The organism is Candidatus Methylomicrobium oryzae, from assembly GCF_016745425.1.
GTDB classification, from domain to species: domain Bacteria; phylum Pseudomonadota; class Gammaproteobacteria; order Methylococcales; family Methylomonadaceae; genus Methylomicrobium; species Methylomicrobium oryzae.
The window spans coordinates 32,637-47,584 of the sequence record NZ_JAERVK010000021.1 but is presented as its reverse complement, the minus strand read 5'-3'; the positions used below and the strand labels follow the sequence as shown (position 1 = coordinate 47,584).

General features: G+C 59.2%; 12 protein-coding genes. 7 read left to right on the top strand and 5 right to left on the bottom strand.

The window, feature by feature from the left end; genetic code table 11:
- The first annotated feature begins 145 nt into the window (after window positions 1-145).
- Entirely contained in the window at window positions 146-925 is a 780-nt protein-coding gene (locus JJL52_RS19155) for a hypothetical protein (protein WP_202054116.1), read from the top strand.
- Window positions 926-1,044: 119 nt separating this feature from the next.
- Here JJL52_RS19155 and hpnR read toward each other — a convergent pair whose 3' ends face one another.
- The 5 genes from hpnR to JJL52_RS19130 form a co-directional block, all read right to left on the bottom strand.
- Complete coding sequence (gene hpnR, locus JJL52_RS19150; protein ID WP_202054115.1) at window positions 1,045-2,589, bottom strand: hopanoid C-3 methylase HpnR; 1,545 nt, start codon at window positions 2,587-2,589, stop codon at window positions 1,045-1,047.
- A 182-nt stretch (window positions 2,590-2,771) separates the two neighbouring features.
- Window positions 2,772-3,797 carry a multicopper oxidase domain-containing protein gene (locus JJL52_RS19145; protein ID WP_202054114.1) on the bottom strand — a complete coding sequence of 342 codons (1,026 nt, stop codon included), beginning with the start codon at window positions 3,795-3,797 and terminating at the stop codon, window positions 2,772-2,774.
- Window positions 3,798-3,941: 144 nt separating this feature from the next.
- On the bottom strand, window positions 3,942-5,915 hold the full coding sequence (locus JJL52_RS19140; RefSeq protein WP_202054113.1) for an acetoacetate--CoA ligase: 1,974 nt from the start codon (window positions 5,913-5,915) through the stop codon (window positions 3,942-3,944).
- 116 nt (window positions 5,916-6,031) lie between these two features.
- Window positions 6,032-6,931: a dihydrodipicolinate synthase family protein gene (locus tag JJL52_RS19135; RefSeq protein ID WP_202054112.1), complete on the bottom strand. Its 900-nt coding sequence runs from the start codon at window positions 6,929-6,931 to the stop codon at window positions 6,032-6,034.
- A gap of 28 nt (window positions 6,932-6,959) precedes the next feature.
- Entirely contained in the window at window positions 6,960-7,688 is a 729-nt protein-coding gene (locus tag JJL52_RS19130; protein WP_202054111.1) for a metallophosphoesterase, read from the bottom strand.
- A gap of 85 nt (window positions 7,689-7,773) precedes the next feature.
- Here JJL52_RS19130 and ispG point away from each other — a divergent pair, with 85 nt between their 5' ends.
- The 6 genes from ispG (at window position 7,774) to JJL52_RS19100 (ending at window position 14,927) form a co-directional block, all read left to right on the top strand.
- Window positions 7,774-9,003 (top strand): flavodoxin-dependent (E)-4-hydroxy-3-methylbut-2-enyl-diphosphate synthase, encoded by a 1,230-nt coding sequence (gene ispG, locus JJL52_RS19125; RefSeq protein ID WP_202054110.1) that lies wholly within the window; start codon window positions 7,774-7,776, stop codon window positions 9,001-9,003.
- Window positions 9,004-9,119: 116 nt separating this feature from the next.
- Window positions 9,120-10,382 carry a YcjF family protein gene (locus JJL52_RS19120; RefSeq protein ID WP_202054109.1) on the top strand — a complete coding sequence of 421 codons (1,263 nt, stop codon included), beginning with the start codon at window positions 9,120-9,122 and terminating at the stop codon, window positions 10,380-10,382.
- Window positions 10,379-11,839: a GTPase family protein gene (locus JJL52_RS19115; protein ID WP_202054108.1), complete on the top strand. Its 1,461-nt coding sequence runs from the start codon at window positions 10,379-10,381 to the stop codon at window positions 11,837-11,839. The genes JJL52_RS19120 and JJL52_RS19115 overlap by 4 nt, the downstream gene beginning before the upstream one ends.
- Before the next feature lie 43 nt (window positions 11,840-11,882).
- Entirely contained in the window at window positions 11,883-12,593 is a 711-nt protein-coding gene (locus tag JJL52_RS19110) for a retropepsin-like aspartic protease family protein (RefSeq protein ID WP_202054107.1), read from the top strand.
- 128 nt (window positions 12,594-12,721) lie between these two features.
- Window positions 12,722-13,807 carry a DUF2817 domain-containing protein gene (locus tag JJL52_RS19105; protein ID WP_202054106.1) on the top strand — a complete coding sequence of 362 codons (1,086 nt, stop codon included), beginning with the start codon at window positions 12,722-12,724 and terminating at the stop codon, window positions 13,805-13,807.
- A 7-nt stretch (window positions 13,808-13,814) separates the two neighbouring features.
- Complete coding sequence (locus tag JJL52_RS19100; protein ID WP_202054105.1) at window positions 13,815-14,927, top strand: GNAT family N-acetyltransferase/peptidase C39 family protein; 1,113 nt, start codon at window positions 13,815-13,817, stop codon at window positions 14,925-14,927.
- Window positions 14,928-14,948: the final 21 nt, after the last annotated feature.

The following is a 14,948-nucleotide window of genomic DNA, read 5'->3' as shown; positions in this document are numbered from 1 at the left end:
GCTCGAACCTTCCGGTCGGGCGAGAGTCAGAGAATGGGCCGTACGCTGAAGCTTGTCCTATGCCGATGCTTGGTTTCCTGCTTCGGACAGCCTGAAACAAGGACCTATCCCATGAAATTTAACTGTCTTCGCTGAGTTCCTTCTGATGATTCATCCCCGATCGATTTGTTTCACCGGCATATTGATGTTTACGGGCCTGCCGTTCCAGGCCGCCGCTGCACCGACGCCGCATATCCATGTCATCGTCTCCCTGGTCGACAATGTCTCGCAGGGTATCGTGCCGGTGCCCGCGAAAATCGGCAACGGCAACGATATTCATCACAATCTTTATTGGGGTGCGGCCTACGGGGTGAAGACCTTTTTGAGCAGGGCGCCGGGTTGGCGGCAGCTGGGGTGCGAAAACGGAGTCAGCGACACAATCCTGGAGCGTTGCCGGTTCGCCTGGGAAGACAGGCTGACAGTGACCGCCGAGGCTTACCGGGGCAGCCGGATCGACCGGGCGATGCTGGACTTCATGCAGGTGGCCGCAACGCCGCCCGATCCGGCGCAGCGGGAAATGGTGGTCTTCATCGGCCATGACGGCCTGATGGACGAAGCAAGCCGGCCCATCGTCGAACATTTTCCGAAACATGCGCAGCATGACAAACAGGCCGTGGTACTTGCCTGCCTGAGCGACGAGTATTTTGCGGAACATCTGCAGGCAGCAGGTTCTCAGCCCGTCGTCACCACGTTCAGTTTCATGGCGCCCGAAGCTTACGTGCTGGAAGCGGTGGCGCGCGGTTTTGCAGACCAGGCGGACGAAGCGGAACTGCGCGGCGCCGCCGCGAGCGCTTACGCCAAATACCAGCATATCTCGGCCAAAGCCGGAAATTCGGTTTTCGGTGCGGCGAGTCCATCCCGCGCTATTAAGCTGAGCCGGCGCTAGGAAACTTGTAGGTTGGGCTGCGGCTTTTTCGCAACCCAACAAGGATCGGGATCAGTTTGATGTTGGGTTGGCTGGCGCCGACCCAACCTACGGATCTAAATCGCAACTCAATCTGCCGGCTAAATTTCCGAACCGCTGCGCCCGGCGTCGACGAAGCGTTCGCTGGCATCGTCGAGCTGCCGGCTGCGGCGGCCCAGCGGTTGGTGGATATAGATCGATTTGGCGTCGACGCGTTGCTGCGACGGCGGAGGCGGCGCCATGCGATATTGGACCGGCAGGCGGTGATCGGCCAGCTGCAGCTGGGGATTGAAGACGCTGTCGAATTTGAACATGCTGCGCACGAAATTGGTCTGTCCGCGCGCCAGCTGCCCGGCAACGGTCGACAAAGTATCGCGCACCGCAGTCCAGCCCATGTGCTTGGTGAACAGCACTTTCTGTGTTTTTACCAGTTCCGCGTAAAATTCTTCCAGCGGCATTTTCGTCGGCAATACCGCATGCTGGATGTCGAACAGGCGGTAGTCGCGGGTGCTCAGCCGGCGCGCTTCGGTCAGCCAGCTTTCGGTGCCGGGGTAAGGCGTGTTGATGCTGATGTTGACGATTTCGGGAACTTCCATGCACCATTCGCGGATCGTTTGGAAGCGGCGGTGATCCCAGTCCGGATCGGCGATGATGTTGATCGCGACCATGATGTCCAGGGAGCGGGCGAATTCGAGCGCCTCGAAATTCTTGCTTAGCGAGATGCGCTTCCGGTATTTTTCCAGCCCCTCTTCGTCGATCGCCTCGACGCCGAGGAACATGTACTTCATCCCCAACTGCTTCCAGAGCCTGAACACGTCCTTGTTGCGGAGCAGCACGTCGCCGCGGGTTTCCAGGTAATACTCTTTCCTGATGCCCTTGCGCGCGATCGCTTCGCCGATTTCCAGGCCGAGTTTTTCCTGAATGAACGCCACGTCGTCGACAATGAATAGCCCCGGCTCCCGGACTTTCTGCAATTCTTCGACGACCTTGTCCGGATGCATCACCCGATAGCTGCGGCCGTAGAAAGTCCAAGCGCTGCAGAACGAACAGTCCCACGGGCAGCCGCGGGAAAATTCGATCGAGGCGCAGGGGTCGAGCATCCCGAGATAATATTTGCGGCGCCGGCGGAGCAGGTCGCGCGCCGGGCTGAGATCGTTCAGGTCGGGAACGAAGGAAGGCTGCGGACCGGTTCCGTCGACTGTGGTGACGCCCGGCACTGTATGGAGGTTTTGCCGGTCTTCCGCGAGCGCCCGCAATAATAAAGGAACTCCCGACTCGCCTTCGCCCCGGAGCACCGCATCGATTTTGCCTTCTCCGTGTTCCAGCAGTTCGTCGGCGGTAAACGAAGCGCTGTGGCCGCCGATAAAAACGAAACTTTCCGGCAAGCGGTCTTTGGCGGACTTCGCCAGATCGATCACTTCCGGGACGTTCGCCAAATAATTCAGCGAGAACGCGACGACGTCGGGGCGCCAGGTGCCCAATACCCGCACAAAATCACGATGCGTCTCGACCTGCAGATCGATTAGATAAACCTCGTGACCCAGGCGCCTGACCGTATCGGCAACCAGTTCTAGCCCCAAAGGTTCGAGGCGCAAAAATACCCGCGTATACATCAGCGGACTGGGATGAACGGCAAGGAACTTCATGGCTTACATCCTCACTTTTATGGTTACGGTGCAAAAGCGATACTTATTGCGCATTCCATGGACAGGCCCGTGATCATTTTCTTTCCCGGAAGGAAGCGAATGAATTCCTGGAGGTGTTCAATCTACTGACCTGTTTTTACTTGGGAAGTGCCGTCTGATTCGACGTTTCGGCCTGCACACCCTCATTCCCTGATCAGATAGGTCGTAAACATCCCTGCCGCGATGTGATCGGCTACATGGCAGTGGTACAGCCACTCGCCCGGATTATCGGCTTCCATATCGGCGGTCACCATGCCGCCGGGAAGCAGTTGCACGAGGTCGGTGCGCTGCTCCGCATTTCCCTGCCCGGTCTTGAGCGTTTTGCCGTGCCAGTGCGGCGTATGAAGATCGACTTCATTGCCCATCCCCAGCACATGCCAGCGCACCTTTTGCCCATTCTTCATCACCAGGCCTTTGAGGTTTCCGAAGATATAGCCGTTGATGCTGTGCATCAGTCCAGGTTCCTCGCCGCCGAGTTTGTCGAATATGAAGAAAGCGGTCACGAATTCATGATCCACGTCTATCGGGCTGCCGTCGTGGCGGGCCATTCCCTTACGGGTGATGATGATCGGTCCCAACAGCCCTTTATTCGCCTCGGCGGTTTCATGGATGTGCGAGTGATACCACCATACCTTGGAACTCGGTTCGCCCTCCGCCGGGCCGCTGTCCCGGTCGGCAACCCAGGTGTAATCGAAACATTGGCCGGATATGACCTCCGATCCGAAGCCGGGCAAACTCCCGGAATTGGCGCCGAAAAAATGCGCCCCTTCATTCTCCTTGGTATAACGAAGACCGTGGGGATGCATGCTGTAGATACCCTCCGCCTTATTGCAGAAGTGGACTATGACGGTGTCGCCGACTTCGGCCCGAATGACCGGGCCCAGGATGCCCAGCCATTCGGGCTGAGGCATTGGGGTTGCGAAGGTGGCGTCGGTGTACCGGATGTAGCGCGTTGCCGGAAATCGATGATTGTCGGCCCAAGGTTCCGGAATCGCGCAAGGCGCGGCCTCGTGACAATGCACCAGGTTCTGGCCGGAAGGGGCGAAATCCCAGACACTGTCCTCAGCGGCAATATAATAATGCCGTATTTGCGATTTTGCGGGCAGGCCTCCTATATTTGCCACGGCGAGGAAGAGCAGCGGAATTTTCCATATTTTTTTGATTTTCATTTTTTCCTCCATTGAAAATCGAGCTCCAGCATGAAGTTTTATGTCGGCGCGGGCACTGCGATAAAGCGCAATTCATGGCGTAACAGGGAACAGCGGAGTGTCGCTGCCTGTTTTGCCTTTGGGCATCCGGTATCTTGCGTGGCGCTAGCCGGTTTTAAGATCTTTGAGACCGTGACCGCCGGACAACCGGCGATACTGTTCCAGCGCCTCGGGATTGGCCAGCGCATGGCGGTTTTTTACCGGCTGTCCGCGAAGGGCGTCGCGCACCGCCAGCTCGGCGATTTTGCCGCTCTTGGTGCGCGGAATGTCGGTTACCTGGCGGATTTCCGCCGGGACATGGCGGGGCGAGGCATTCAGTTTGATCCGCTGCCTGATCTTCGCCTGCAAATCCTCCGACAGCTCCAGGCCGGGACGCAGGATCACGAACAGGACGATCCGGCAGTCGCCGCCGATGTCGTGTCCGACGGCCAGGCTTTCCAGCACCTCGTCGATCTCTTCCACCTCCCGGTAGATTTCGGCGGTGCCGATCCGGATGCCGCCGGGGTTCAGCACCGCGTCCGAGCGGCCATAAATGATCATCCCGCCGCTCTCGGTCAGGACAACGTAATCGCCGTGACACCACACGCCCGGATATTTTTCGAAATAGGCGGCACGGTAAAGGCGCTGATCGGGATCGTTCCAGAAACCGGCCGGCATCGACGGAAACGGTGACTTGCAGACCAGTTCGCCTTTTTCTCCGCGCAGGGGATGGCCCTCTTCGTCGAATACGTCGACGTCCATGCCGAGTCCCCGGCACTGGATTTCGCCGCGCCGCACCGGCAGGATCGGGCAGCCGAGCACGAAGCAGGAGATGATGTCGCTGCCGCCGGAGATCGACGACAGGCAGACGTCGGATTTGATCGACCGGTATACATAGTCGAACGCTTCCGGCGCCAGCGGCGAACCGGTCGACAGGATCGTCCGCAACGAGCCCAGGCTGTGCGTTTGTTTGGGGCTGGCATGGGCTTTTTTGATCGCGTCGAGGTATTTAGCCGATACCCCGAAAATATCGAGGCCATCATCGTCGATCAGGTCGAACAGGACATCCGGCCTAGGATAAAGCGGCGCACCGTCGTAAAGCACCAGTTCCGCGCCGGACGCCAGCCCCGAAGCCAGCCAGTTCCACATCATCCAGCCGCAGGTGGTGTAATAAAACAGCCGGTCGCCGGGATGGAGGTCCGTGTGCAGAATATGCTCCTTCAGGTGCTGGATCAGCGTCCCGCCGACCCCGTGCACGATGCATTTCGGCGGCCCCGTGGTGCCGGAGGAATACAGGATGAACAAGGGATCGGCGAACGCCCGCGGCTCGAAATCGATAGGACGGTCTTCGGGAAAAGCGGCCAGATAGTCCTGCCAGCGGATTGCCTGCGTGGGGTGGATCAAGGCGTTTTTCAAATAAGGCACCAGGACGATTTTCCGCACCGTGGGCAATGTCTGCCTTAGCGGTTCAAGCTGATCCGTACGGTCGAAGACCTTGCCGTTGAAAAAGTAACCGTCCGCAACGAACAGCACTTTGGGGCCGATCTGGCCGAAGCGGTCGACGATGCCGGGGACGCCGAAATCCGGCGAGCAGCTGCTCCACACCGCGCCGAGGCTGGCGGTGGCGAGCATCGCGATCATCGCTTCGGGAATGTTGGGCAGCACGCCGGCCACGCGGTCGCCGGGGCCGACGCCGTCATTCTTCAGCGCCTGGGCGGTCTGGGAAACCCGTCGGTAAAGTTCGCCGCCGGAAAGCCGGCAGGTGTCGCCGTTTTCGCTGCGGAAGCGGATTGCAGGCCGGCGTTCGTCGCGGCTCTGCAATAGGTTTTCGGCATAGTTGAGCCGGGCCTCCGGAAACCAGCGGGCACCGGGCATTTTATGCCGATCGGCCAAGACGGCGTTCCCTTTGCGGGCGGCCTTGATCTTTGCGAAATCCCAGAGCAAACCCCAAAAGGCTTCCGGGTTGTCGACGGACCATCGGTAAAGCGCAGGATAATCGTCCACTTCGGCGCGGTATTCGTTCCGCACCGATTCGATGAAACGGGCGATATTCGCATTTTTCCGCCTTTCCGCCGAAGGCTGCCAAAGCACGGGGTTCACGTCGCTCTCCGATGGCCGATTCCATATTCTCAGAGTGAGGCTGGGGCAGGGAAGTTCAGGCTGGGAAAACCGCTGTCGGGAGGGCTTTTGAACGCAGGCGGCGCCGCGGGAATTTTTTACGGGGCGTTCAGGAGGGTATGCAGGGCGGAGAGGCGATCGAGTACGGCCGTTCGGATTCGGCCGGCGGCTTCGGCCGGGGCGGTGGTAAAGGGCGGGCGGACATAGGGCGGAAAACCGGCGATCCGTGCGCCCATCGCGGCCTTGACCAGCGGGATTTCCGTCAGGGCGCTTGTCGAGCGAAACGCGTTCCAGGCATCGAGCGCGGCCTGTAGGGCCAGCGACTTATCGCTCCGGTTTATCCAGGCTTTCTGAATTGCGAGCAAATAGTCGGGCAGCGGATTCGCCCCGCCGGTGACCGAACCGTGCAGGCCGTTTTGCAGGGCCGCCAGACATCCGGCATCGTCTGCAAAAAATACCTTCAGCTCGGGATAACGCGTACGGTAGGCGAGCGCATTCCGCAAATCGCCGCTCGAGTCCTTGACGCCGGCGATTCGGATGCCTTTACCGAGCAGCCTTTCGATCAGCGCATTATCGATCCGGTTGCCGGCGTGTCTCGGAAAATTGTAAAGAAAGGCGGGCAAGGCGTTTTCGGACAATGCGGTTTCGAAAAAACGGCATAGCCCTTCAGCCGAAGCGCCGGCGTAATAGTACGGAGGAAGCAGCAGCACCGCATCGCCGTTTGTACCTGCGATCAGTTGTTTGACGTCGTCGGTACAAGTCGAACTGACGTTGTCGATCAGGGTCCCTTTGAAGTGCCGCCTGACGAATGCGCTAACCTGCTGCCGTTCGTCGAGCGTCAAAGAGGGAAATTCACCGGTCGTACCATTGGCGATGACCGACTTTACGCCCCAGGAAGAAAGGCCGTTCAAATAGGATTCGAATGCGCCCCAAGCGATCTTTCCGTCGAGGTCGAACGGCGTCAGCAGTGCAACGATCGGAGGGGTTAAATCAGGCATTCCGTTCGCTCCGGGGCTTGAAGTCGGTCTAGATATCCACCGTCTTGTTCAAATCGAATCCATCCGCTGCTTTGTAACCCGTATAACCGCGCGGATTGCAAAGGATTCGGGTTCCCGCAATCCGATAATCGACCTGGCTATGGGTATGGCCGTGAAACCAAGCGGCGATCTCGTGTTGGTGCATCAGGGATTTCAGGTCGTTGCAATAGGCCAGCTTCTTGACCGCGTTCGGCGCTTCGTTCCAGCTCCATTCCGACGGCGCGTGATGCGTGACCACTACCGTCTTGCCCGCGAACGGCTGCGCCAGTTCGTTTTCGAGCCATGCTCTCGATTGTTGATGGAGCCGGGTAAACGTCTCAGCATCCAGTCTTTTTCCGCCAAAGCGGATCTTCTTGAAATCGTTCAGCGACTCCTTGAGGCTTTCGGTTTTTTCCTCGCCTTCGGCATATAAATCGGACCATAGCGTGCATCCCAAAAAACGTACCTGCTGGAAAATAAAGCTTCGGTTTTCGAGAAATTGCACATTCGATCCCTGGCATTGCTCGCGAATCAGCAACAGCGCCTCGCGATATTCATGCGTATAAAATTCATGGTTGCCCGCCACGTAAATGACCGGTTTGCCCAAATTTTTCAACCAGGCCACGCCCTGCTCGCAAATGCCGATATCGCCGGCGGCGATGATCAGGTCGGCGCCGTTGTCCGGGGCTGCCAGATCGCCGAATTCCAAATGGATGTCAGAAAAATAATTGATCCTCACGATTTCACTCTGCCCTTGACACGCTCTAGGCGTATAATATAGATCACTATTTTGAATTAGCCATCCTTTAACGAAAGTTTAATTTATGTCCATCAGTCTCAGAAAAATCACGCATCAGGTGTCGGTCGGCAATGTCAAAGTGGGCGGCGGCGCGCCGATCGTCGTGCAGTCGATGACCAATACCGATACGGCCGACGTGACCGCGACAGTCAACCAGATCATCGAGCTGGCGCAGGCGGGGTCCGAAATTGTCAGGATCACCGTCAATACCGAAGAAGCGGCGAAGGCGGTTTCGGAGATTCGCAACCAATTGGACAGAAAAGGGCAGTCGGTACCCATCGTCGGCGATTTCCATTTCAACGGCCACCGCCTGCTCGAAAAATATCCGGATTGCGCGGCCGCGCTCGACAAATTCCGGATCAATCCGGGCAACGTGGGACGGGGCAAGGCCCGCGATCCGCAGTTTCAGCAGATGATCGAATTCGCCTGCCAGTACAACAAGCCGGTCCGTATCGGCGTGAACGGCGGCAGTCTGGACCCGGCGGTGCTGGCCCGCCTGCTCGACGAGAACCGGGCGTTAAAGAATCCCGAGCCGCTGGCCGCGGTGACCCGCAAGGCGATCGTGATGTCCGCGCTCGAAAGCGCCGCGAAGGCGGAGGAAATCGGCCTAGGCAAGGACAAGATCATCCTGTCGTGCAAGATTAGCAACGTGCAGGACCTGATCAGCATCTACCAGGACCTGTCGAGCCGCTGCGAATACGCACTGCACCTGGGCCTGACCGAAGCCGGCATGGGCTCGAAAGGCATCGTGTCGTCATCGGCCGCGCTGTCGGTGCTGATGCAGCAGGGCATCGGCGATACGATCCGGATTTCGCTGACGCCGGAACCCGGCTCGTCGAGAACGCAGGAAGTGATCGTCGCGCAGGAGATTCTGCAGACGATGGGTTTCCGCTCGTTCACCCCGATGGTGATTTCCTGCCCGGGTTGCGGGCGCACGACCAGCGACTATTTCCAGAAGCTGGCCCAGCAAATCCAGACTTATCTGCGCGATCAGATGCCGGTCTGGCGCACCAAATATCCCGGCGTCGAGGAAATGGAAGTCGCGGTAATGGGCTGCGTGGTGAACGGCCCCGGCGAAAGCAAGAATGCGAATATCGGCATCAGCCTGCCCGGCACCGGCGAATCCCCGGTCGCGCCGGTCTATGAAGACGGCGAGAAAACGGTCACGCTGAAAGGCGACCGAATTGCCGAGGAGTTTCAGGCGATCGTCGAACGTTATATCGAATCGCACTATGGCGAAAAGGCCGAGGCTTAGAATGTGTTCCCGTCGTTTCCCTGCCTGTGCGGGAAACGGCCATAAACTGCCGGCATCGCTCGATTTCGGCCGCTTTCTTCTCCGATGCCGCCCTGGCTTAGGGTGGCATATCTTGTATGTCCAAACTGTCAGACCTGTTTTCCAAATGGAAGTCCCGCAATAAACGGAATCCCAAGCCGAACGAGCCGTTTGCCGATCGCCGGGACTATACGGCCAAAATCCTGAATCCCGGCGTTGACGCGGAAGCCGAACAGGCGATCAAAGCCATCCACGCCAGCCTGCCGATGCCGGTATTCTGGCTGCTGGGGAAGACCCAGAGCGGCAAAAGCGCGATCGTCCGGACGCTGACCCATTCGACGGCCGCAGAAGTCGGCAACGGCTTCAAGCCCTGCACGAAGACTGCGATGTTTTTCGACTATCCGGACAGCGAATCGGCACTGCTGCGTTTTCTGGATACGCGCGGCCTGTCGGAAGCCGGCTACGATCCCGGTGAAGACATGGCTTGGTGCGAGCGCCAGGCGCATCTTCTGATTGTGGTCGTGAAGGCGATGGACCATCAGCTGGAAACTTTGGTTTCCGCGCTCAGGAGGATTCGCAAGGCGCATCCGGACTGGCCGCTGATCGTCGCGCAAACATCCCTGCATGAAGGCTATCCGGGCCAGGCGACGAATCATCCGCAACCTTATCCTTTCCTAAACGAAGAGATCGGTTCTGCCGTGCCGGCCGACCTGCGCTTCTCGCTGCTCAAGCAGCGGCAGGTTTTGGCCGGGCTGAACGCGCGCTTCGTGCCGATCGATTTTACCTTTCCCGAGGACGGCTACGAGCCGGCCGATTACGGGATCGACGCGCTCTGGACCGCGATCGAGGCGGCGTTGCCGATTGGCCTCCGCGCCATGCTGGACATCGGCCGGATCAACGATGTGTATTTGAAAGCGGCGCATTCGCATATCGTCAGCTATGCGATTCTGGCCGGCTGCGCGGCGGCGATTCCGCTGCCGGTCGCCAGTCTGGGCACTGTGGTGATCCTGCAAGGCAAGATGTTTCACAGCATCGCCAGTGTCTATGGTTTACCTCTCACCAAGCAAAGCATCAGCGAGATCGTCAGCGCGATCGGCCTCGGCGTGTTGTCGGGCATGGGCGGACGCGAGCTGTTGAAACTGGTGCCCTATTACGGACAGACGGTCGCGGCTGGCATGGCGGGGCTGTATACCGCGGCGGTCAGCTATGCGCTGGGTAAAACTTTGTGCTTTTACTTCAGTCACACGAAGCAAGGCGAAGCGCTGAGTCCCGAAGCGTTGAATGCGATGTTCAAACAGGAGTTCATGCGCGGAGGCGAGTTGCTGCGTGATGCGGTCAAGGGCCGGCAGGCGCCCGAATGAAAGTGATGAAAACGCCGATACTCTTGTTCATTCTGTTCCTAATGATCGTTTTGCCCTGGCTGGCGCTGGTGGTTCTCGGCGTGGTCTGGCTATGGCAACAGCATTATCTGCTGCAGGCGGCGCCGGTGCTGGTGTCGCTCTACGGCATCGCCTGGCTGCTGAGCCGGAAATTGCAGCAGGACGAGCCGGTGCCGCCGGCGCTGCCCGGCGTCGACCCGGACGACCGCTGGTCGCCGGCCGCGAAGGAAATCTGGGACAAGATCGATGCCTTGGCCAAGGAACTGAATCCTGCCGATTACCCGTTGACCGATCCGGACCGGCTGACCGGTCTTGCCCGGCGCGTGATCGTTCAAGTGGCGGCACATTTCCGTCCCGAAACCGGGCACGCCGAACTCGACGTGCCGCTGCGCAATATTCTGTACATCGTCGAGCAGGTCTGCCGGGATATGCGGGAGCTTCTGGACGAAAAAGTGCCGTTCAGCCATCTGATCACGGTCCGCGAAGGATTGCAGCTTTGGAAATGGCGGCAAAAATTCCGGCAGATCGACTTTCTGCGCCGCACGCTGGCGATGGGCGCTTCGCCTTTCACCGCGATCCCTGCCGAGTTGAGCCGTTTTTTTACCGGCAAGATTGCGGATTACCCGAAAGGCCTGCTGGAACGCTGGCTGTTGCAGACGATCGTCAAAAAGATCGGTTATTATGCGATCGGGCTTTACAGCGGCCACCTGCTGCCGCCTTCGTCGGTGGCGCCCGGCCCGGAACCGGAAGAAAGCGCCTTGCCCCAACGCCCCTTGCGGGTGCTGGTCGCCGGCCAGACTAATGCCGGCAAATCCAGCCTGATCAACGCACTGCTCGGCGAACTCAAAACCACCGTGGATGTGCTGCCGGTCGCCGACGAATTGCGGGTTTACAAACTCCGGCATCCGGACATCGACGAAGTCTTGCTTTACGACAGTCCGGGCTACGGCGAAGAAGATTTCCGGTTTAGCAAGAGCGGCCGGCAGCTCGGCAATTTCGATCTGGTGCTCGTGGTCTGTTCGGCCGTGCAGGCCGGACGCGAGGCCGACGGCCGTTTCTTGAGCGAATTGCGCAACTGGTACGGCGCCCATCTGGAGCGGCGGATGCCTCCGGTGCTGGCCGTCGTTACCCATATCGATCAACTGCGGCCTTTTCGGGAATGGCAGCCGCCGTATGACATCGACAATCCGGACAACGTCAAGGCTAGAAGCATTCGGGAGGCGGTGGGTTCGGTGGCGCAATCGCTGCAGGTGGCGCCCGAGGATTGCCTGCCGGTCTGTCTGGCGGCCTCGGCGGAGGCATACAATATCGAAGCGGTGCTGGCCGGCATGGTGAAAAAACTGCCGGAGAGCCTGCGTACTCAATACCTGCGCACCTTGTCCGAAGGACAGCGTAAGGAAAAAATCATGCGGCTGCTGGGACAGCTGGGCATACGGTAAGGGAAGGCGCACGTCTTTTTTCACATACAATCGATCATTGTTCATGACCCGATCATTTTATCTCCATCCGATCAGAAAACTTGTTTGCGCGCTTTGCGTTGCCGTCGCGCTGAGCGTCGAGGCGCAGGAAGCCGACAATGGCGAAGACTTATACGGCCAGCTCGAATCCCTGCAAACTCAAATGCAGATTCAGATTGTCGGCCTGGACAACATCGGCGACGAACCGAAAGTGCGGGCGCGCGGCAGCCTCGAACAGCAGCTCGAAAAGGCCCTGTCGTCCTACAATCATGCGATCACGAGAGATACCAAAGGAAAGATCGAAAAAGTCGTGATCATCAATAAAAAACAGAAAACCGACAGCGGCCGGATCGTGCTGCCGGCCCGCTTCGAAGGCGGGCACTTTATCGTTTCGCTTGCCGTTTCGGGCCGCGGCGATTATTGGGAACCTCTCGAGATGATCGTCGATACCGGCGCGGACCTGATGGTGCTGCCGGCTTCGATGATTGCGAAGCTGGGTATGGATGAAACTGCGTTGGCTCCGCGGGTCATGCAGACGGCGAACGGTAATGTGGATGCCTTGGTCGGTAAGTTGCGGGGTGTCAGGATCGAGGGAGAACATCTCGAAAACGTGGAAGCCGCGTTCGTGGACGACACGCTGCTGAACCATCAGAGCCTGTTGGGGATGAGCGCGCTCGGACGCTATAAATTGATGATCGATAACGAGTCCCGGCTGGTGACGCTGATCAGGAAATAGTCCGTGCTTTTCCTGCGGAGAAGCCGGCCCTGTCCTGCCGTTAAGTCATGAGACCGGCTTCGGGTAGGAAGGCGGCAAGGCGGCGTGATACGATAACGCCTTCGAAACTGAAAATCGCTGCGGATTGCATGTCTTACCGTTTACCGTTGGTGCCGCTGAGTACGGAGATTTTTCCTCAAAGCTATGCCGCTGCCAGAGCGCGCTGGCTGGCGCTGCTGTCGGGATTGCCGGATGTCGGGCATCGGGCTTTCCCGTGTGCCGGCGCCGGCCCCGAGGGCGAGCCCTTGTTTACCGACGGCGTCTGGATCGGGCCGCAGGAAGCCGACAGAGTCATTGTGCTGCTCGGCGGCACGCACGGTATCGAAGGTTATGCGGGCAGCGCGATACAAATCGACCATTTGCAGATGCTGGCCGCAGGCGATATCGCGCTGCCGGCGCGGACCGCGTTATTGGTCGTTCATGCGCTGACCCCTTGGGGCTATGCCTGGCGGCGGCGCTGCGACGCGGACGGAATCGACCTGAACCGCAATTTCGTCGATTTTTCGGAGCCCTTGCCCGAAAATGACGGCTATAGGGAGCTGCGCGAGGCGTTTTTTCTGGACGATCCCGAACAAAGGCGGGAATGGCTGGCCGATTTTGAAAGGCGCCACGGCCGAATTGCGCTCGAAAAAGCCGTCAGCGCCGGCCAGTATCACGACCCAAAAGGCCCTTTTTACGGCGGCGCCAAGCCGAGCCACGGGCGGCAGGTGATCGAACGACTGTTCGAAGTCCATTCGCTTCCGGAGCGCGACCTGAGCGTGATCGATCTGCATACCGGCCTCGGCGCGTACGGCTACGGCGAGATCATCTGCGACCACGAACCGGACAGCGCCGGCACCGCGGAGGCGGTGCGCCTGTACGGCGATTCGGTTACGCTGCCTTTGCTCGGCACGTCCAGCTCGGTGCCGAAATCCGGCCTGCTCGATTATGCCTGGCACAAGATCATGAACGCGCGCAGCTGCTATGTCACGCTCGAATTCGGCAGTTACAGCACCGACCGGCTGTTCGAGGTGCTGCTCAGGGATCACCAATTATGGGCCGAACCGGCGCCGATCGAACTGCGCAGGCGGCACAGCGCGGTGATGCTGCAGCATTTTTGCCCGGCCGACCGGGCCTGGCGCGAAATGGTATTGTTCCGTGCCCGTCAGGTAATCGCACAGGCTTTTGCAGGATGACAGGCGGATGAATACCGAAGCAATCCTGATCCGGCCGGCCAATCTCGACGATCTTGAAGGCCTCGTCAAACTCGAAAACGACAGTTTCGAAACCGACCGGCTGAGCCGCCGCAGTTTCCGGCACTGGATACTGGCCGAGCATCGGGCGCTGCTGGTCGCCGAGGTCGAGCGCCGGGTTGCCGGTTATATCCTGATTATCTACCATCCCGGCACCTGGCTGGCGCGGGTCTATTCGCTGGCGGTCGACCGGCGGCTCCGAGGTACCGGTATTGCGAAAATGCTGATGGCGGCCGGCGAACAGGCCGCGCTCGACAGCGGCAGACTGTATCTCAGGCTCGAAGTCAGCGTCGACAATACGTCCGCGATCCGCCTCTACGAAAGGCTGGGCTTCCAGCAGTTCGGCCTCTACCGGGACTATTACGAGGACCACAAGGACGCAATCCGCTTCCAGAAAACGATCCGCCATTATCATGACACCTGGCAGCATAAACCCGTGCCCTGGCTTCGGCAAACAACCCCGTTTACCTGCGGCCCCGCCTCCCTGATGATGGCGATGCACGGGCTGAACGACGCGTATCAGCCTTCGCGCGAGGAAGAGATCAATCTGTGGCGCGAAGCGACGACGATCTTCATGACCTCCGGCCACGGCGGCTGCCATCCTATCGGCCTGGCGCTGGCGGCGAAGCGGCGCGCCTTCCGGGTCGAAGTCTGGATCAGCCGGCGGCTTGAGACGCTGTTCATCGACGGCGTGCGCAGTGAAGAGAAGAAGCAGATACTGGAGCTGGTCGACAATTCGTTCAAGCGCGATGCCGAAGCGCAGGACATTCCGATCCATTATGCGAACGTCACCCAGAACGACCTGATCGCGGCCTTTAATAGCGGCGCGATTCCGGTGATCCTGATCAGCACCTATCAGCTGGACCGGAAAAAAGCGCCGCACTGGGTGGTGATGAGCGGCTATGACGAGACCTGCCTGTACATGCACGATCCCGATCCCGAGGAGGATCACCGGAGCGAGCTGGACTGCCAGTTCGTGCCGATCGCGCGGGACGATTTCGACCGGATGTCCTGTTTCGGCAAGAACCGGTTGCGCACCGCGGTGATTCTTTGGCCGGAGTGAGCAAACGCTATTGGGTGAGTA